This is a genomic window from Pseudomonas sp. H3_A02 (assembly GCF_054671965.1).
In genome coordinates, this window is sequence record NZ_CP162807.1 from 2,891,417 (window position 1) to 2,909,891 (window position 18,475).

General features: G+C 60.5%; 16 protein-coding genes and 1 riboswitch. Of the genes, 10 read left to right on the top strand and 6 right to left on the bottom strand.

What is annotated here, in order from left to right; translation table 11 throughout:
* Positions 1-1,490: 1,490 nt before the first annotated feature.
* From cysM to AB4N80_RS12815, 5 genes are all read left to right on the top strand, one after another.
* Entirely contained in the window at positions 1,491-2,393 is a 903-nt protein-coding gene (cysM, locus tag AB4N80_RS12795) for a cysteine synthase CysM (RefSeq protein WP_460082294.1), read from the top strand.
* Positions 2,393-3,763 carry a 23S rRNA (uracil(1939)-C(5))-methyltransferase RlmD gene (gene rlmD / locus AB4N80_RS12800; RefSeq protein WP_122569235.1) on the top strand — a complete coding sequence of 457 codons (1,371 nt, stop codon included), beginning with the start codon at positions 2,393-2,395 and terminating at the stop codon, positions 3,761-3,763. Before cysM ends, rlmD begins: the two co-directional genes overlap by 1 nt.
* Before the next feature lie 100 nt (positions 3,764-3,863).
* On the top strand, positions 3,864-6,110 hold the full coding sequence (gene relA / locus AB4N80_RS12805) for a GTP diphosphokinase (protein WP_122569234.1): 2,247 nt from the start codon (positions 3,864-3,866) through the stop codon (positions 6,108-6,110).
* A 218-nt stretch (positions 6,111-6,328) separates the two neighbouring features.
* Positions 6,329-7,162 carry a nucleoside triphosphate pyrophosphohydrolase gene (mazG, locus tag AB4N80_RS12810; RefSeq protein ID WP_122569233.1) on the top strand — a complete coding sequence of 278 codons (834 nt, stop codon included), beginning with the start codon at positions 6,329-6,331 and terminating at the stop codon, positions 7,160-7,162.
* Between the two features lie 26 nt (positions 7,163-7,188).
* On the top strand, positions 7,189-7,728 hold the full coding sequence (locus AB4N80_RS12815; RefSeq protein ID WP_053124301.1) for a DUF2058 domain-containing protein: 540 nt from the start codon (positions 7,189-7,191) through the stop codon (positions 7,726-7,728).
* A 148-nt stretch (positions 7,729-7,876) separates the two neighbouring features.
* Here the strand turns inward: AB4N80_RS12815 and AB4N80_RS12820 are convergent, their stop codons facing one another.
* The 4 genes from AB4N80_RS12820 to purM all read right to left on the bottom strand — a co-directional run bounded on the left by AB4N80_RS12820 (position 7,877) and on the right by purM (position 10,887).
* The gene (locus tag AB4N80_RS12820; RefSeq protein WP_025215049.1) at positions 7,877-8,071 is read right to left on the bottom strand and encodes a hypothetical protein; all 195 of its coding nucleotides are present in this window, start codon (positions 8,069-8,071) and stop codon (positions 7,877-7,879) included.
* A gap of 385 nt (positions 8,072-8,456) precedes the next feature.
* Positions 8,457-9,170 carry a DUF3108 domain-containing protein gene (locus AB4N80_RS12825; protein ID WP_122569231.1) on the bottom strand — a complete coding sequence of 238 codons (714 nt, stop codon included), beginning with the start codon at positions 9,168-9,170 and terminating at the stop codon, positions 8,457-8,459.
* Positions 9,171-9,178: 8 nt separating this feature from the next.
* A complete protein-coding gene (purN, locus tag AB4N80_RS12830) occupies positions 9,179-9,829 on the bottom strand; it encodes a phosphoribosylglycinamide formyltransferase (RefSeq protein ID WP_122569230.1) in 651 nt (216 codons plus the stop codon).
* Complete coding sequence (gene purM / locus AB4N80_RS12835) at positions 9,829-10,887, bottom strand: phosphoribosylformylglycinamidine cyclo-ligase (protein WP_003204658.1); 1,059 nt, start codon at positions 10,885-10,887, stop codon at positions 9,829-9,831. The genes purN and purM overlap by 1 nt, the downstream gene beginning before the upstream one ends.
* A gap of 365 nt (positions 10,888-11,252) precedes the next feature.
* Between purM and AB4N80_RS12840 the strand changes: the two genes are divergently transcribed.
* From AB4N80_RS12840 to AB4N80_RS12860, 5 genes are all read left to right on the top strand, one after another.
* Entirely contained in the window at positions 11,253-12,311 is a 1,059-nt protein-coding gene (locus AB4N80_RS12840) for a DUF2066 domain-containing protein (protein ID WP_305468101.1), read from the top strand.
* Between the two features lie 32 nt (positions 12,312-12,343).
* The gene (locus tag AB4N80_RS12845; protein ID WP_122569227.1) at positions 12,344-13,417 is read left to right on the top strand and encodes an AI-2E family transporter; all 1,074 of its coding nucleotides are present in this window, start codon (positions 12,344-12,346) and stop codon (positions 13,415-13,417) included.
* A gap of 169 nt (positions 13,418-13,586) precedes the next feature.
* Positions 13,587-14,291 carry a DnaA regulatory inactivator Hda gene (gene hda, locus AB4N80_RS12850; RefSeq protein WP_003178999.1) on the top strand — a complete coding sequence of 235 codons (705 nt, stop codon included), beginning with the start codon at positions 13,587-13,589 and terminating at the stop codon, positions 14,289-14,291.
* A 214-nt stretch (positions 14,292-14,505) separates the two neighbouring features.
* Complete coding sequence (locus AB4N80_RS12855) at positions 14,506-15,132, top strand: C40 family peptidase (protein WP_072411813.1); 627 nt, start codon at positions 14,506-14,508, stop codon at positions 15,130-15,132.
* 165 nt (positions 15,133-15,297) lie between these two features.
* On the top strand, positions 15,298-15,834 hold the full coding sequence (locus AB4N80_RS12860) for a C40 family peptidase (protein ID WP_460082304.1): 537 nt from the start codon (positions 15,298-15,300) through the stop codon (positions 15,832-15,834).
* 136 nt (positions 15,835-15,970) lie between these two features.
* On the opposite strand, the gene AB4N80_RS12865 is transcribed toward AB4N80_RS12860, so the two are convergent.
* Both AB4N80_RS12865 and AB4N80_RS12870 read right to left on the bottom strand, forming a co-directional pair.
* Positions 15,971-17,281 carry a PQQ-dependent sugar dehydrogenase gene (locus AB4N80_RS12865; RefSeq protein ID WP_460082307.1) on the bottom strand — a complete coding sequence of 437 codons (1,311 nt, stop codon included), beginning with the start codon at positions 17,279-17,281 and terminating at the stop codon, positions 15,971-15,973.
* Positions 17,282-17,475: 194 nt separating this feature from the next.
* Positions 17,476-18,060, bottom strand: a complete 585-nt coding sequence (locus AB4N80_RS12870; protein ID WP_122569224.1) for a hypothetical protein — start codon at positions 18,058-18,060, stop codon at positions 17,476-17,478.
* A 158-nt stretch (positions 18,061-18,218) separates the two neighbouring features.
* Positions 18,219-18,427: riboswitch (cobalamin riboswitch) on the top strand.
* Positions 18,428-18,475 lie beyond the last annotated feature (48 nt).

Here is an 18,475-nt window from a genome sequence, read left to right on the forward strand (position 1 = left end):
GCTCAGGCTCGCCCATTGACCATCGGTCGGGACTGTCAACCTTGACAGGTGTTGTTTTTTTCTGTTGCTTAAGCTCGGTGTCGTTGAGTTATATAACGACATCGGGAGAAAAACATGAACACCCGGAGCGACAAAGAAAAGATAAAAGTGAAAAAGGCTGCTCCTATAGCCTAATGCGAGCGGCTTAATGACGGCGACAATTAATGGGCAGGTCACTATTACGGCCGAGAATATGTATATTCTGAGTAAGCCTGAAGGCTTCGTGGCGTATATAAAGAAGGGTCAAGGTGCAATTATAATGCAGTTCCACTTCGTGGTAGAACCTGGTACCTATGACATTGAGCAACATAACATTCGGATAGAACTGGATTTTAACGGGTTTGAGGATATCGCGAAAACGGAGTTTTAATTCTTGAGATATTCTGGATGCAAAAAAAATACAAAGGTAGTTTTAATGTCATAACTATCGACGACCAGAAAATTGAGGGGGTATTTTACGTTCGGGTTATATAGATTTGAGTGGCAGATAGGGGCCGGTTCCAGGTATGCGGTCCCCGGCCAGACTCACCTCGCTGCCCGCATTTGCGCCTGCCGGGTCTAGCACTGCGATCTGCAGTGATAGCCTCCCATGAGGCGATCTTGAATATTCGCTCAACTGGCTGTCTGCTGATGAGATCCGGTCACCCAATAGCCATTGATCACGACCAGGATGCCGACAGCCAATTCATGTTTTCCAAACAGGCGACGCAAGTGGAGGAGGGTGTCTTCGTCGGAAATGCACTCCAGTCACCCCCCCGAACCAGTTTGATCCTGTTCTACCTGCCGATGTAGGTCACGTGCCCGCTCACCCTCCCCAGTCACCAGCCACACTTCACTGACACTCAGCAAACGCGCCAATTGCTCCACCCGCAGCCGAGGTATACCCCGCGCGCTCCAGTTAGTCAGGCATTGAGGGCTGATACCGAGCACCTCGGCAAATCCTGAGGGAGAGATGTCGTACTCTTCCAATAGGTTACGCAAGCGTTGCCCGCAAGCGCGCCGAGCGCTGGGGTGTGGATCTTTTTGTTTCGCGTCGACCATCGTTATTGCTCAACACCTACTAATAATACGTTTAGCGGTACGACTGTAAAGAACGCGGTGCAAAGCCAGATAGCTTTAAATGCCTGGTCGTCGATATAAAAGGAACGAGCCCACAAACAGACAGGAAGAGTGCCTACGGACGGTACTTACAACAGAGATACATGCATGATTTGAGCGCTCAGGCCTGTAGGAAAAAGGTTGTGTGGAGTACGGAATCGACCACATAGGCCTGAGCATCACGTGCGCGAGCGCGGATTTGGTGGCGGGGGACAAGCTCCTCCATCCAGCAGCGCCCCCGGCTTCCGCCTCGCTTATTCCCATAAGCCATAACCCCCTTACTTTGCGTGATATGGCCTCGCCGGGTTTGCCGGTATGATAGGCGCCCCCGCAGCCCGGATTGCGAATACGCCATGACTTTGCAGTACCCCACCATCGCCGATTGCGTCGGCAACACTCCGCTGGTCCGCTTGCAGCGCTTGCCCGGCGTGACCACCAATACGCTTTTGCTCAAGCTCGAAGGGAATAACCCGGCGGGTTCGGTCAAGGACCGGCCGGCGTTGTCGATGATCACCCGTGGTGAATTACGCGGGCAGATCCGGCCCGGCGATACGCTGATCGAGGCGACCTCCGGCAACACCGGTATTGCCTTGGCGATGGCGGCGGCGATCAAGGACTACAAGATGATCCTGATCATGCCCGACAACTCCAGTGCCGAGCGCAAGGCGGCGATGACGGCCTACGGCGCCGAGTTGATCCTGGTGACTCAGGAGCAGGGCATGGAAGGCGCCCGGGACCTGGCTGAGCGCATGCAGGCCGAGGGGCGTGGCAAAGTGCTGGATCAATTCGCCAACGGCGACAATCCCGAGGCCCACTACACCACCACCGGCCCTGAGATCTGGCGCCAGACCGACGGCACGATCACTCATTTCGTCAGCTCGATGGGCACCACCGGTACCATCATGGGCACCTCGCGCTACCTGAAAGAACAGAACCCGAACGTGCAGATCATTGGTCTGCAACCGATGGAAGGCTCGGCCATCCCCGGCATCCGCCGCTGGCCCGAAGAGTATCTGCCAAAGATCTACCAGGCCGACCGCGTGGACCGCATCATCGACATGGCCCAGAGCGAAGCCGAGGACGTGACCCGTCGCCTGGCGCGCGAAGAAGGCATCTTTTGTGGCGTGTCTTCGGGCGGTGCCGTGGCGGGGATGCTGCGCTTGTCCAAGGAAGTGGAGAATGCGGTGATCGTCGCGATCATCTGTGACCGTGGCGACCGTTATCTGTCGACCGGCATTTTCGACGCGCCCAACTGATGGCCAAGCAAGAAAGAGGCTTGCGCTTCCAGCCCAGCGGCGGAAGCCGGGCCCCGCAGGTGCCCACCGGTAAGAAGCAGCGCTTGACCATTGAACGCCTGGCCAACGATGGCCGAGGCATTGCGTTCGTCGATGGCCGGACCTGGTTCGTCATCGGCGCCCTGGCCGGTGAAGAGGTCGAGGCGCGGGTGCTCGGTGCCCACGGCAAAGTGGTTGAGGCCCGCACCGAGCGGGTGTTCGTGTCCAGTGAACTGCGTCGCCCGGCGCCGTGCATCCATGCCGGTCGTTGCGGCGGTTGCAGCGTCCAACATTTGCCCCATGACGAACAACTCGCCCTGAAACAGCGCATGCTCGCCGAGCAGTTGTCGCGGGTGGCCGGGGTCGAGCCGGATGAATGGGCCGCGCCGTTGAGCGGGCCGGAGTTTGGTTATCGACGTCGCGCCCGGGTGGCAGTGCGTTGGGACCAGAAGGCGAAAAAGCTCGAAGTGGGTTTCCGCGCCGCTGGCACCCAGGACATCGTCGCCATTGGTGATTGCCCGGTGCTGGTACAGCCCTTGCAGCCGATCATGAGTCGCCTGCCGGAGATGCTTCGACGTTTGAGCAAACCCCAGGCGTTGGGGCATGTGGAATTGTTCGCCGGCTCGGCTATCGCGGTATTGCTGCGCCACATGGCGCCGCTGTCGGAGGCCGACCTGACGATCCTCAAGGATTTCTGCGCGTTTCATGAAGCCCAGTTGTGGTTGCACGGTGAAGGTGGACCGCAACCGGTCGAGCCCGGGCAGGCCCTGGGGTTTCGCTTGGACGCCTGGGACCTTGAGCTGGCGTACCGGCCTGGGGATTTCATCCAGGTGAACGCCGGGGTCAACGAGGCGATGATCGCCCAGGCCCTGCAATGGCTGGCGCCGCGAGCCGAGGAACGGGTGCTGGATCTGTTCTGCGGCCTGGGCAACTTTGCCTTGCCGCTGGCCAAAAGCGTGCGCCAAGTGGTGGCCGTCGAAGGCGTGCAAACCATGGTGGAGCGTGCGGCGGCCAATGCCGTCAGCAACAATTTGAATAACACTGCCTTTTTTCAGGCCGATTTATCCCAGCCTCTGGCGGATGCCGAATGGATCGGCGAAGGCTTTTCTGCGGTACTCTTGGACCCACCCCGTGACGGTGCTTTCGAGGTGGTGCGCAAGCTGTCGTCCCTGGGTGCCAAGCGGTTGGTTTATGTTTCGTGCAACCCGGCAACTTTGGCCCGGGATACGGTCGAACTGATCAAGCAGGGCTACCGGTTAAAACGTGCCGGGATTCTCGATATGTTTCCTCAAACGGCGCATGTCGAGGCCATGGCGTTATTTGAAGCGAGCCAGGATGGCTTGTCCGACTGACCCGCTCGTGCCAATCCGCCACAGTCCTGGGCGCAAACACGGGCATAAAGGTCAGCGAAGTTGACGCATTGAATCTGCGTCGTAGGGAAGGTAAGTAAAGATGGTACAGGTGAGAGCACACCAGCCGATCAACACCGACGGCAGTATCAATCTCGAGGCTTGGCTCGATCATGCGGTCAGCGTCGACATGGCACTGGATCGCGAGGCCTTGAAGGCCGCCTGCGAGTTCGCTCGCGAGGCGGAGCAGCAACACAACGCGGCGAAAAACCTGTGGTCCGAAGGCACCTCGAGTTTCCAGACGGGCCTGGAAATCGCCGAAATTCTTGCTGACCTCAAGCTCGACCAGGATTCCCTGGTGGCGGCGGTGCTGTACCGCGGCGTGCGCGAAGGGCAGATCCAGCTACCGGTGGTCAGCCAGCGCTTTGGCACCGTGGTGGCCAAGCTGATCGACGGCGTGCTGCGCATGGCCGCCATCAGCGCCAGCCTCAGCCCGCGCCAGTCCATGGTGCTGGGCACCCAGGGCCAGGTGGAAAACCTGCGCAAGATGCTGGTAGCGATGGTCGACGACGTGCGCGTCGCGCTGATCAAGCTGGCCGAGCGCACCTGTGCGATCCGCGCCGTGAAGTCCGCCGATGACGAAAAGCGCAATCGCGTCGCCCGGGAGGTGTTCGACATCTATGCGCCCCTGGCCCATCGTCTCGGCATCGGTCACATCAAGTGGGAGCTGGAGGATTTGTCCTTCCGCTACCTGGAACCCGATCAATACAAGCAGATCGCCAAGCTGTTGCATGAACGGCGCCTGGATCGCGAGCGCTTCATCACCGATGTGATGACCCAGTTGCGCGAAGAATTGCAGGCCACGGGCGTGGAAGCCGACATCAGTGGCCGGGCCAAGCACATCTACTCGATCTGGCGAAAAATGCAGCGCAAGGGCCTGGAGTTCAGCCAGATCTACGACGTTCGCGCCGTTCGTGTACTGGTCCCGGAAATGCGCGACTGCTACACCGCCCTGGGGATCGTCCACACCTTGTGGCGACACATTCCCAAGGAGTTCGACGACTACATCGCCAACCCTAAGGAAAACGGCTATCGCTCGTTGCACACCGCGGTGATCGGCCCCGAGGGCAAGGTGCTGGAAGTGCAGATCCGCACCCACTCCATGCACGAGGAAGCCGAGTTGGGCGTCTGCGCCCACTGGAAATACAAGGGCACCGACGTCAAGTCCGGGTCCAACCACTACGAAGAGAAAATCTCCTGGCTGCGTCAGGTGCTCGAGTGGCATGAGGAACTGGGTGACATCGGCGGCCTGGCCGAACAGCTGCGCGTCGACATCGAACCGGACCGGGTCTACATCTTCACCCCCGACGGCCACGCGATCGACCTGCCCAAGGGCGCGACACCGCTGGACTTCGCCTACCGGGTCCACACCGAGATCGGCCACAACTGCCGCGGTGCCAAGATCAACGGGCGGATCGTGCCACTCAACTACAGCCTGCAGACCGGTGAACAGGTCGAGATCATCACCAGCAAGCACGGCACGCCGAGCCGTGACTGGCTAAACCCGAACCTGGGCTACATCACCACCTCCCGGGCGCGGGCGAAAATCGTTCACTGGTTCAAGTTGCAGGCCCGCGACCAGAACGTCGCCGCCGGCAAGACCTTGCTCGAGCGTGAACTCGGTCGCCTGGGCTTGCCGCAGGTTGACTTCGACAAGCTGGCCGAAAAAGCCAACATGAAAACCGCCGAGGACATGTTTGCCGCCCTCGGTGCCGGCGATCTGCGCCTGGCGCAGTTGGTCAACCTGGCCCAGCAACTGGTGGAGCCGGAGCGGGGCAACGAGCAACTGGAGTTGATCCCGCGCAAGGCCACCGGCTACAAGCCGGGCAAGCGCGGCGATATCCAGATCCAGGGCGTGGGCAACCTGATGACCCAGATGGCCGGCTGCTGCCAGCCGTTGCCAGGGGATGCGATCGTCGGCTACATCACCCAGGGCCGCGGCGTGAGCATCCACCGCCAGGACTGTGCCTCGGTGCTGCAACTGGCCGGTCGCGAGCCGGAGCGGATCATCCAGGTCAGCTGGGGCCCGGTGCCGGTGCTCACCTATCCGGTGGACATCGTCATCCGCGCCTACGACCGATCCGGTCTGCTGCGTGACGTCTCTCAGGTGTTGCTGAACGAGCGGATCAACGTGCTGGCGGTCAACACCCGTTCGAACAAGGAAGACAACACCGCGCTGATGTCCCTGACCATCGAGATTCCGGGGTTGGATGCGCTGGGGCGGTTGCTGGGGCGGATTTCCCAGTTGCCGAACATCATCGAGACCCGGCGTAACCGGACGCCGGGTTAAGCGCAGTCCAAAAATGTGGGAAAAAGTTTGTGGGAGCAAAGTCTGTGGGAGCAAAGCTTGCTCGCGATTGTGGTAGTGGTCCCAGCCTATCTGGAGACTGACTCACCGTTATCGCGAGCAAGCTTTGCTCCCACAGGGCTGCTCCCACAGACGTGCTCCCACAGGCGTGCGCTCATTGAATTATTTCCCACAGGGCTTTTTTGTAATGGGATGGATTGATGTACAGCCTCGAAGACCTGCTCCACCTGATGAACCGCCTGCGGGACCCGCAGTACGGCTGCCCGTGGGACATCAAGCAAACCTACGCCACCATCGTTCCCCATACGCTTGAAGAAGCCTACGAGGTGGCCGATGCGATCGAGCGCGGCGATTTCGATCACTTGCAGGGCGAGTTGGGCGATCTGTTGTTCCAGGTGGTGTATTACAGCCAGTTGGCCCGGGAAGAAAACCGCTTCGAATTCGCTGGCGTGGTCGACAGCATTACCCGCAAGCTGATCCGCCGCCATCCTCATGTATTTCCTACCGGTGACCTGTATGCGCCCGTGGATATCCCGCGCCTGAGCGAAGAACAGGTCAAGCAGCGCTGGGAAGAAATCAAGGCTGAGGAACGGGCCGAGAAAGCCTCGGCGCCCGAGCAATTGTCGCTACTCGACGATGTACCGGGGGCGCTGCCGGCGTTGTCCCGCTCGGCGAAGCTGCAGAAGCGTGCCGGCCAGGTCGGTTTCGACTGGCCAGGGCCTTTGCCGGTGCTCGATAAAGTCCGCGAGGAACTGGACGAAGTGCTCGAAGCCATGGCCGACAACGATCCGGTGGCCATCAGCGACGAGATCGGCGATCTGCTGTTCAGCGTGGTGAACCTGGCGCGCCACCTCAAGGTCGATCCGGAAACCGCGCTGCGCGACGCCAACGGGAAATTCGAGCGGCGGTTCCGATTTATCGAACAGGCATTGCGCGACACCCACCGTCCCATGGAAGATTGCACCCTCGAAGAGTTGGACGCCTTGTGGGGCGAAGCCAAACGTCAGGAAAAGAATTTGCCCAGCTGTGGCTGAGGCCGTTGCCTAAGTGAGTAAGCACCATGAGCCTTTCCCTTCGCGACCAGTTGCTCAAAGCAGGGCTGGTCAACCAAAAGCAGGCCAAGCAGGTCGGCAAAGAGAAACAGAAGCAGCAACGCCTGGCCCATAAAGGCCAGATAGAACTGGATGATTCCCAGCAGCGTGCCGCCCAGGAAGCGATGGCCGAAAAGGTCAAGCGCGACCAGGAACTCAACCGGCAGCAGCAGGAAAAGGTCGAGCAGAAGGCCCGGGCCGCGCAGATCAAGCAATTGATCGAAGTCTCGCGCCTGCCGAAGCTGACCACCGAGGACTATTACAACTTCGTTGACGACAAGAAGGTCAAGCGCATCTCGGTCAATACCCTGATGCGTAACAAGTTGAGCAGTGGCTCCCTGGCGATCGTCCACCACGCCGGCGGCTACGAAGTGATCCCGCGCGAGGCAGCCCTGAAGATCCAGGAACGCGACCCCAAGCGCATCGTCCAGCTCAATACCCAGACCGAAGAAGTGGATGCCGATGATCCGTACGCGGCGTATCAGATTCCTGATGATTTGATGTGGTAAGGGTGATCTGACCACAAAACCTGTGGGAGCGAGCTTGCTCGCGATGGCGTCATATCAGTCCATGTCTCTGTCACTGATATACCGCTATCGCGAGCAAGCTCGCTCCCACAGGTGTTTCTGTAATTCAGGAATTCAGGAATTCAGGAATTCAGGATTCTGCCATTTCACGCGAGCGCAGTCGTTCTTCACGCTCCAGCTCAGCCTTGTAGCTGTGGGCGTCCGTTTCGGAGTGGAACATCCCCACCAGTAGATCCTGTTGATGCACGTCCCAAATCCGAATGCCGGCGGCAATGCCTTCGTGGGACATATGGGCGTCGTCGCGTTCAGTTACTTTCACAGTCATCTTGCAAGCTCCAATCTCTGTTATCTGCAGCAAGGCGTGTGCAGGACTTTGTTATAGGTTTGGATAGCGTGCTAAGTAAATGCCTCGGTTCGTTAAGAAGTTTTCATGCAAAGCGCAACAATCCTGCAGGCCAGGCAGTGCGCGGCATTCGGTCGCAGGTGGCGTGCATGAAGAAGTTTTCATGTTGCAGCGCAGTCCTTGATTGAAAGCAAACCCCCCCTGTGGGAGCGAGCTTGCTCGCGATAGCGGTGTATCAGTTGGTGGTGATGTTGACTGTGAAGCCGTCATCGCGAGCAAGCTCGCTCCCACAGGGGGTAGGTGGTGGGTTTGAAACTCGGGCAACAAAAAGCCCCGCATGTGCGGGGCTTCTTGTTATCGGCTTGGATCAGCTGCCTTTCACAGCCTTGCCGTTGACCGTGCCGTCCTGGAGCATGATGTTGTACTCCTTGCCGTCGGTCTCGACCTGTTGCAGGCGCACCAGCAGGTAATCCCAGTCCTTGGCGAACCAGAGCACGGTGATGCGCTTGCTTTGTGTCGGGTCGCGCACGCGCTCGACCTTGATCGCATCGATCTGGCCGGCCTTGGTGTCGACCTTCTCCGAGCCCAGGACACGGAAGTCATAGGTATCGATTTCGCCATCGTCCACGACCTGATAGCTCATGCTTTTCTTGCCAGCCGCCACGTCATGTTGCAGGGCCAACTGGTAAGTGGATTTATCGACCATGCCCCGGTTGAGCGGCAGCTTGACCGCGTCACCGCGATCGGTGCCGGTGACCATCTTGGTATTCCAGTCGAAGTCCAGGTCGGCCTTCTTGGCCTTGCCCAGGCCACCCCGTTCGAAGTGGTAGGACTGCGGCAGCAGAGTGTCCTTGTCCAGGGTCAGGGTGCTTTCTTCGGTCAGGCTGGCGATCATCATCGAAGCCTTGAAGCTCAGCTTCCAGGTGCCGTTGGCTTCCTTGGTCAGGTTGCGCTCGGCGGTGCCGCTCATGGGCAACTGTTTCCAGTCGGCGGTGTAGCTGGCGGAGAACGGTTGAAGTTCTGCGGCCTGTGCCAGGGGCAAGGCAAGCAGAGCGCAAGCGAAGAGCAGGGCGCGACGCATAAAATCTCCTAGTATCGAATCAAATGGCCGCTGGCGGCGAGTAACTGGCCGTCCAGTGAGGCACCGCGATCGTCGAGGGTCAACCGTCCTTCGGCAAACCAACGCACGGCCATCGGGTAGATCTGGTGCTCGCGGGCGTGAACCCGTTGCGCCAGGCTTTGCGGCGTGTCGTGCAACTCTACCGGTATTACTGCCTGTACGACCAGTGGTCCGCCATCGAGTTCCTCGGTGACAAAGTGCACGGAGCAGCCATGCTCGGTGTCTCCGGCCTCCAGCGCGCGCTGGTGAGTGTGTAACCCTTTGTATTTGGGCAGCAGCGAGGGATGGATATTGAACAGGCGGCCCTGGTAGTGACGCACGAAGCCAGCGCTGAGGATGCGCATGAAGCCAGCGAGTACGACCAGTTGCGGATTGAAGGTGTCGATCTGTTCCATCAGCGCGGCGTCAAAGGCTTCGCGGCCCTCGAACGCCTTGTGATCGAGGACGCGGGTGTCAATCCCTGCGTCCCTGGCGCGTTGCAGGCCGTAGGCATCGGCGCGGTTGGAAATCACCGCGCGGATACGGACCGGGCTGTCGCCGGTCCGCGTGCTGTCGATCAAGGCCTGCAAGTTGCTGCCGGTGCCGGACAGCAGCACCACCACGTCACAGGTTGCGGACATCAGTGCGCCTTAAGGTTTTTCAGCTCGACCTGTGCAGCGCCTTCGGCCGCGGTGGCGATCTGGCCGATGACCCAAGGCTGCTCGCCGGCTTCACGCAGGACGTTCAGGGCGGTCTCGACGTGCTCCTGGGCTACGCAGATGACCATGCCCACGCCGCAGTTCAGCACGCGGTGCATTTCGGTTTCATCGACATTGCCTTTCTCTTGCAGCCAGTCGAACACCGCCGGGCGGGTCCAGCTCGCCACGTCGACCACGGCCTGGGCGCCTTTTGGCAGCACGCGCGGGATGTTGTCCAGCAGGCCACCACCGGTGATGTGGGCCATGGCCTTGACGGCGCCGGTGTCCTTGATCAGCTTGAGCAGCGGCTTGACGTAGATGCGGGTCGGGGCCATCAGCAGGTCGGCCAGTGGCTTGCCGTCGAGCTGGGTGTTTTCAATGTCGGCACCCGAGACTTCGATGATCTTGCGGATCAGCGAGTAGCCGTTGGAGTGCGGGCCGGAGGACGGCAGGGCGAGCAGGGCGTCGCCGGCAGCGACTTTCGAACCGTCGATGATCTCGGCTTTTTCCACGACGCCGACGCAGAAGCCGGCCAGGTCGTAGTCTTCGCCTTCGTACATGCCGGGCATTTCAGCGGTTTCGCCGCCGACCAGGGAGCAGCCGGACAATTCGCAGCCAGCGCCGATGCCGGTCACCACTTGGGCGGCGGTGTCGACGTTCAGTTTGCCGGTGGCGTAGTAGTCAAGGAAGAACAGTGGCTCGGCGCCGCAGACCACCAGGTCGTTCACGCACATGGCCACCAGGTCGATGCCGATGCTGTCGTGCTTGTTCAGGTTCAGGGCCAGGCGCAGCTTGGTGCCGACGCCGTCGGTGCCCGAGACCAGGACCGGTTGCTTGTAGCCGGCCGGGATCTCGCAGAGGGCGCCGAAACCGCCCAGGCCGCCCATGACTTCCGGACGCGCAGTGCGCTTGGCGACGCTCTTGATGCGTTCGACCAATGCTTCACCGGCGTCGATGTCTACACCGGCGTCCTTGTAGCTCAGGGAGGGTTGCTTGCTCATGATCCAGGCCTTTAGGGGGGATTTCTGGGTAACGACCGACGCCGGGGCCATTGAATAACCGTTGTACGAATTATTCCGGGAGCCCAGCCATTGCCGGTCTGCGAAGGCGCGCGATTTTATCAGGCTTGAGGGGCAGCGGCCATCCTCGCGCCGACGGGCAGGGACATAATCCACGGAAAAAAACCGATATTTCTTATATTGGTACTGCGCAACGCCTCTGTATAAGGTGTAGCGGTAACCGGTTATGGTGATGACCGTGCGAAACTTCCACCGGGGGTGTGAATGTTTTGCCGGGTGCTGTGGTCACAGCCATGCTCAATCTTCTTCACACGGCCTGTTCCAGCCGTTATGTCCGGGAATCTTCCATGCGTTTGTTGAAATTCTTGTCCGTGGCCTGCTTGTCGTTGATCAGCCTGGCGAGCCATGCCGAAACCGTCAATGGCCTCTATCAAGTGCTCGAACCGGTCACCAGCCAGACGCCGGAGGAGCGCAACCAGGCGACGCTGCGCGCCCTGGACACGCTGGTGCTGCGCCTGACCGGCGACGCCAAGGCGGCCCAGAACCCCGGGTTGGCGGCCATTCGCCAGGACCCGCAACAGATCATTCTTCAATATGGCTACGACGCCGGCCCGCCGGAAAGCCTCAAGGTGGACTTCGACCCGGCGAGCACCGATCGGGCATTGCGCTCGGCAGGCTTGTCGTTGTGGAGCGCGAACCGGCCATCGATCCTGGGCTGGTGGCTGAACGATTCGGCCGAGGGCTCCAGCCTGGTGGGCGACGGCCAGGCCAGCGCCATGCCGCTGCGGCGTGCCGCGCAGCATCGGGGCCTGGCACTGCACCTGCCGCTGGCGGATTTGAGCGAGCAGATCGTCGCCACCGCGCCGAACCTGGAAGGCAGCGACCCGGCGCCGTTGCGCGATGCCTCGGAGCGCTACGCGACGGATGCCTTGCTGGCGGTGCATGCCAAGGAAGAGGGCGGCCAGTGGCATGGCACCTGGCGCCTGTGGCTGGGGGATCAGCGCGAGCAGGGCACGGCCCAGGGCGCCGATCCTGCGGCCTTGGCCGATGCGGTCATGCTTGCGGTGAGTCAGCGGCTGGCGCCGCGTTTCGTTGCCAAGCCGGGCGTGGCCACCGAGCAACTGTTGGAGGTGCAGGGCATGAACCTGGAGCGTTATGCGGCGCTAGGGCGTCTACTCGAACCGTTCGCTGGGCAGTTGCAGCGGGTTGAAGGGGACCGGATCGTCTATCGGGTCAACGGCAGCGCCGAACAATTGAAGGCGCAGTTGGCCCTGGCAAAACTGCAGGAAGTTCCAGCCGGTGAGGCCCTCGCGCCGGTGCCGGTGGCGCCGCCCGCCACCGATGGCTCGACCCCGGTTGCGGCACCAGCGCCAGCACCGGCCGCCAACTTGCGGTTCCGCTGGTAGGTTGTCTTTCTTTATATAGCTAGGAGTGGTTCATGGGCGATACGCGGCGTTGGTTCTGGTTGGGCGGGGTTGCCCTGCTGTTCGCGCTTATCTATTTGTTGCACCCGATCCTCACGCCGTTCCTGGTTGCCTTGTTGTTGGCCTATCTGTTCGATCCGGTGGTGGATCGCCTGGAAAAACTCGGCCTGTCGCGGACCTGGGGCGTGGTGGCGGTGTTTGCGCTGTTCACACTGATTGTGAGCGCTCTGTTACTGGTGCTGATACCGATGCTCGCCAAGCAACTGGTGCGCCTGTACGAATTGGCGCCGCAGATGCTCGACTGGTTGCAGCACAGCGCGGTGCCGTGGGTGCAGTCGAAATTGGGCTTGGCCGACGGTTTCTGGAAGTTCGACAAGGTCAAGGCCGCCATCAGCGAGCACATGGGCCAGACTACCGACATTGTCGGCGTGGTGTTGAGCCAGGCCACGGCCTCGGGTTTGGCGTTGATGGGTTGGCTGGCGAACCTGGTGCTGATTCCGGTGGTGGCCTTCTATCTGCTGCGGGACTGGGACCTGATGATGGCCAAGATCCGCAGCCTGCTGCCGCGTCATCGCGAAGAACGCATCATGACCCTGACCGGTGAATGCCATGAAGTGTTGGGGGCGTTCGTGCGCGGGCAGTTGCTGGTGATGGTGGCCCTGGGTTTCATCTATGCGGCCGGGCTGATGCTGGTGGGGCTGGAGCTGGGGCTGTTGATCGGCTTGATCGCCGGGCTGGCGGCCATCGTGCCCTACATGGGGTTCGTGATCGGGATTGGCGCGGCGCTGGTTGCCGGGCTGTTCCAGTTCGGCGGCGACTTGTACCCGATGGTCGGCATCGTGGCGGTGTTCATGGTCGGGCAGGCCTTGGAGGGCATGGTGCTGACGCCGCTGTTGGTGGGTGATCGGATTGGCCTGCATCCGGTGGCGGTGATCTTCGCGATCCTGGCCGGTGGCGAGTTGTTCGGTTTCACCGGGATCCTGCTGGCGCTGCCGGTGGCGGCGGTGATCATGGTGCTGGTGCGCCATATGCACGATCTGTACAAGGATTCGGACATCTACAGCGGCGCCGAAGACCCTGATCTGTAGGGCAAATGGCCGGCGGGGTGTCAGGGAAACTGACGCTCCACGGCCTTGCCGCTGCAAACCTTTGATTTTGCTCGTGGTCCGGCGCATTGTGCGGTCCGCGCCACGGGTATAAACTTTGCGCACTTTACACAGAGGCCACTAACGGTTCCTTGGGAACTGTTCAGTCAGCATGAAACCGATTCAGCTGCCCCTAGGTGTGCGTCTGCGTGATGACGCCACCTTTATCAATTACTACCCAGGCGCCAATGCCGCTGCACTCGGCTATGTCGAGCGGCTTTGCGAAGCCGACGCCGGCTGGACCGAGAGCCTGATTTATCTGTGGGGCAAGGACGGGGTAGGGCGCACGCACTTGTTGCAGGCCGCGTGCCTGCGGTTCGAGCAACTGGGCGAACCGGCGGTGTACTTGCCGTTGGCTGAGTTGCTGGATCGCGGCGTTGAAATCCTCGACAACCTGGAACAGTACGAACTGGTCTGCCTGGACGATCTCCAAGCCGTGGCCGGCAAGGCTGATTGGGAAGAGGCACTGTTTCATCTGTTCAATCGGTTGCGCGACAGTGGCCGGCGCTTGCTGATCGCCGCCTCGACATCGCCGCGAGAGCTGCCGGTGAAACTGGCGGACCTCAAGTCTCGTCTCACCTTGGCGCTGATTTTCCAGATGCGACCGCTGTCCGACGAAGACAAACTCCGTGCATTGCAGTTGCGCGCTTCTCGCCGTGGCCTGCACCTGACCGATGAAGTCGGGCATTTCATCCTCACCCGTGGCACCCGCAGCATGAGCGCCTTGTTCGAATTGCTCGAACGTCTCGACCAGGCCTCTCTCCAGGCCCAGCGCAAGCTGACCATTCCCTTCTTGAAAGAAACTTTAGGCTGGTAAAACTGTCGCCAGATGATGGCTCATAGCCTGTTCTTGGTGCGGCGAAGCCCGCGGTTTTACTGGGTCGCAGGCCTGCAACCCACTCAAACCGGGCTTAAGCGCTTAGATGTAAACGAGAAATCAAGAAGTCACATTTGCATCGATTGAATTTGCAAATGAGGTTGATAGAGGGCATAGTCTCGCCATCTTTACTACTTCAGCCACGGTCGTGCCCATGCTAAATCGCTTCGCACCCCTCGTGCCTCTCGCACTCGTTACCCTGTTGTTCGGTTGCGCTGCCCACTCTCCAGTGTCCCAGCAAGCGCCACAACCACAGGTCCAGAATTCCGTTACTGCCCAGTCTTCCTCCGTTGCGTTCCAGGAAGAAATGGCCTCCGACAAAGAGCTCGCAGCCTTCGCCGGCAGCAAGCCTTACCAGCTTCCAGTACTGGCTGACAGCATCCTGGAACGTGGTATGTCGTTGATCGGCACCCGCTACCGTTTTGGCGGTACTTCTGAAGCCGGCTTCGATTGCAGCGGTTTCATCGGTTATCTGTTCCGCGAAGAGGCCGGCATGAACCTGCCGCGTTCCACTCGCGAAATGATCAACGTGAATGCCCCACTGGTCGCGCGCAATCAGTTGGAGCCCGGTGACCTGCTGTTCTTCAGCACCAACGGTCGTCGCGGTCGCGTCAGCCATGCCGGTATCTACCTGGGCGACAACCAGTTCATCCATTCCAGCAGCCGCCGCAGCGGTGGTGTGCGGATCGACAGCCTGGGCGACAGCTACTGGAGCAAGACCTTCATCGAAGCCAAGCGAGCCCTCGCCATGGCACCGACTGTCGTCACTGCTCGTAAGTAAGCACACAGTTTGTAAGGCAAACTTAAAGTCTTACTTGAAGTTTGCTGCATAGCCGCTAGAATCCTTGATCATTGATTGATGGCAATCCGCCTGCGTATTACGCAGGCGGATTTGTTTTCATGCCCACGGCAGAAAAGCCGCATCCAGATCAGGATTGTTCTGCATATGTTGACGTCGGCCCGCCTCGCGCTCATCTTCTGCGCCGCACTGCTCAGTGCGTGCGCCAGCCGTACCCCGCCGCCAGCACCTGTTGTGCGGGCCCCGGTGGTCTTTGCTCCCACGCAATCCTTTTCCCCGGCCGCCGAAGATGTGCTGTTCCGGGCGCTGGGCCTGGTGGGGACGCCTTATCGTTGGGGCGGCAACACGCCGGATTCAGGCTTCGATTGCAGTGGCTTGATCGGCTATGTGTACCGCGACGCCGCCGGTATTGCCTTGCCACGTTCCACGCGGGAAATGATCAGCATGCGGGCGCCTGAAGTGGGTAAGGACGCGTTGCAGAGCGGTGACCTGGTTTTCTTCGCCACCAACGGCGGTTCCCAGGTCAGCCATGCCGGGATCTATGTCGGTGAGGGGCGCTTCGTCCACGCGCCGGCCACGGGTGGCACGGTCAAGCTCGACAGCCTGTCCAAGGCTTATTGGCAGAAGGCCTATCTGGGCGCCAAGCGTGTGCTGCAACCGGAGCACCTGGCGCGCAATCCCTGAGTTGTTGTTGCCCTGATCTGTGGAGCAAAGCTTGTTCGCGAAACAGGCGCCTCGATCTCTGACAGACCGCATCGCTTCCATCGCGGGCAAGCCTTGCTCCCACAGATCAGGCGGCGCTCACAAAGGCGTGTCGGCCTTATTTACCTGACACCCGCCAAATCTTGTTCCCCACATCATCAGCCACCAGCAACCCACCCTGCTTGTCGATCACCACGCCCACTGGCCGGCCCTGGGCTTTTTCGTCGGCGTTCAGGAAGCCGGTCAGCACATCCACCGGTTGCCCCACCGGTTTGCCGCCGTTGAACGGTACGAAAATCACTTTATAACCACTGTGGGGCTTACGGTTCCAGGAGCCGTGCTGACCGATGAAAGCCCCTTCGGTAAACGGTGCAGGCAAGGCGCTGCCTTCGGCGAAGGTCAGGCCCAGTGAGGCGGTGTGGGGGCCGACGGCGTAGTCCGGGGCGATGGCCTTGGCTACCAGGGCCGGGTTTTGTGGTTCGACCCGAGTATCAACGTGCTGCCCATAATAGCTGTAGGGCCAGCCGTAGAAGGCACCGTCCTTGACCGATGTGATGTAGTCCGGTACCAGGTCGCTACCGATCTCATCCCGTTCGTTCACCGCTGTCCAGAGCGCGCCGCTGCGCGGTTCCCAGGCCAGGCCGTTGGGGTTGCGCAGGCCTGAGGCGAAGATCCGGTGATTGCCGCTGGTACGGTCCACTTCCCAGATGGCGGCGCGACCTTCTTCGGCCTCCATGCCATTTTCCGCGACGTTGCTGTTCGAGCCGGTGGTGACGTACAGCTTGGTGCCGTCACGGCTGGCAATCACGTTCTTGGTCCAGTGATGGTTGAGCGTGCCCCCGGGCAGGTCGACGACCTTGATCGGTTCGGCCTTGATTTGCGTATCCCCGTCCTTGTAGGGAAAGCGGATCAGCCGGTCGGTATCGGCCACGTACAGGTCATTGCCGACCAGGGTCATGCCGAACGGCGAGTTGAGGTTTTCCAGGAACACCGTGCGGGTTTCGGCGATGCCGTCGTGATTGGCGTCGCGCAACAACGTGATGCGATTGGGGCTGGGCACCCCGGCACCGGCGCGGCCCATGACTTTTTTCATCACCCAGCCACGGATGCCCTTGGCATCATCCGGCTTGGACGGGGCATTGGTTTCGGCTACCAGCACATCGCCATTGGGCAGCACGTAGAGCCAGCGCGGATGGTCCAGTCCTTCGGCGAACGCGCCCACTTGCAGACCCTGGGCCGGGGTTGGCTTGGCGCCTTGCGGCCAGCCGATGGCTTCGGCGATGTTGACGGTCGGGACCAGGGTCTTGTTTGGTTCAGGCAGTTTCGGCGCAGGGCCGGTGCCATCGGACACTTGCAGGGTGGAAGACTCGCCACAAGCGACAAGCCCGGCGGCAAGGGCGACGATCAGAAGGTGCGGTGGCTTGAGCATGCTGGCTTCCCTATGAATGCATGTAGTTATTCATAGAGAAGCGTAGGCACGCGATGGTTCAACTGCAGGACGAGTGTCAGCAGATAAGCCCACCGGTGGGAGCGAGCTTGCTCGCGATAGCGGTCTGACTGGCCCGCCGCTATCGCGAGCAAGCTCGCTCCCACAGTTTCCCCACAGTTTTGGCGTGGATTGAGTCAGCCGTGGGCCTGTTTGAACAACACGGCGATACCCGGGTGATAATGCCCGGCTTCGTTGCGCAACTTGCGATAGGCGTAAGGGAAGTACCAGGCCACGGCGCAGGTGTTTTCCTTCTGCAGGTCGTCGATCATGTCCTGCAGTTCTTCGGGGGTCGCGCTTTGCTGGGCTTTTTGCGGCGAGACGAACAGGCAGCCCAGCTTCAGGTCGCTGGCGTAGCTGATGCGCTTGGCATCGCTGGTGGCTTCCGACAGCGGTTGGGTCAGGTTCAAGTTGTTGACCTTGGGCCAGCGTTGGGTGGCCTGGATGAAGGCCCGCTCCTCGGTGCTGGCGATGAACAGGTCGGCGCTGACGTTGCGTTCGCCTTCTTCATTCTGCTTGCGGGTCGGCGCGTTCTGCAGCGTGACCATCTCGGCCATCCAGGCGGCGGCCGACAACAAGCTGAGGTTGGCCCGTTCATCGAACCAATAGGGCGTGTCGTTATCGCCGCGTACGGCGTTGTAGCGGTCGATACAATCAAACCAGCGTTCCAGCACCGGGCGCAGGAATTCCAGTTTTGGATTGCTGATGAGCATGCCTTGCATGTTTTGCCCTCTTGTTCTTGTGATATCGGGTCGTGATGCCTATTTGATATCACTTGCCGTAGCGTGGCACAAGATTGGCGTCATTTTATTGATCGAGGCCAATGCTCGGTGCATGACCCGTGGCGGCTTTAATTGACGCTCCACCCCCAACCCTCTAACCTTCGCCGCTTGTTTCAGGTGCTCTGTGACGGTGTTCGACAGAGTGAAACAGGGAAGCCGGTGAGTGCACACGAACCCGGCGCTGCCCCCGCAACGGTAAATGAGTCAACGCTGTGCTTAAGCCACTGTGTCGCCGACATGGGAAGGCGCACAGACCGGCATTACGCCGCTCATGAGCCCGGAGACCGGCCTGATTCATCCAACGGCATCACGGTGGGCGATGCCAGGCTTGTTGCCGTCTTTTTTCTGCCCGCCC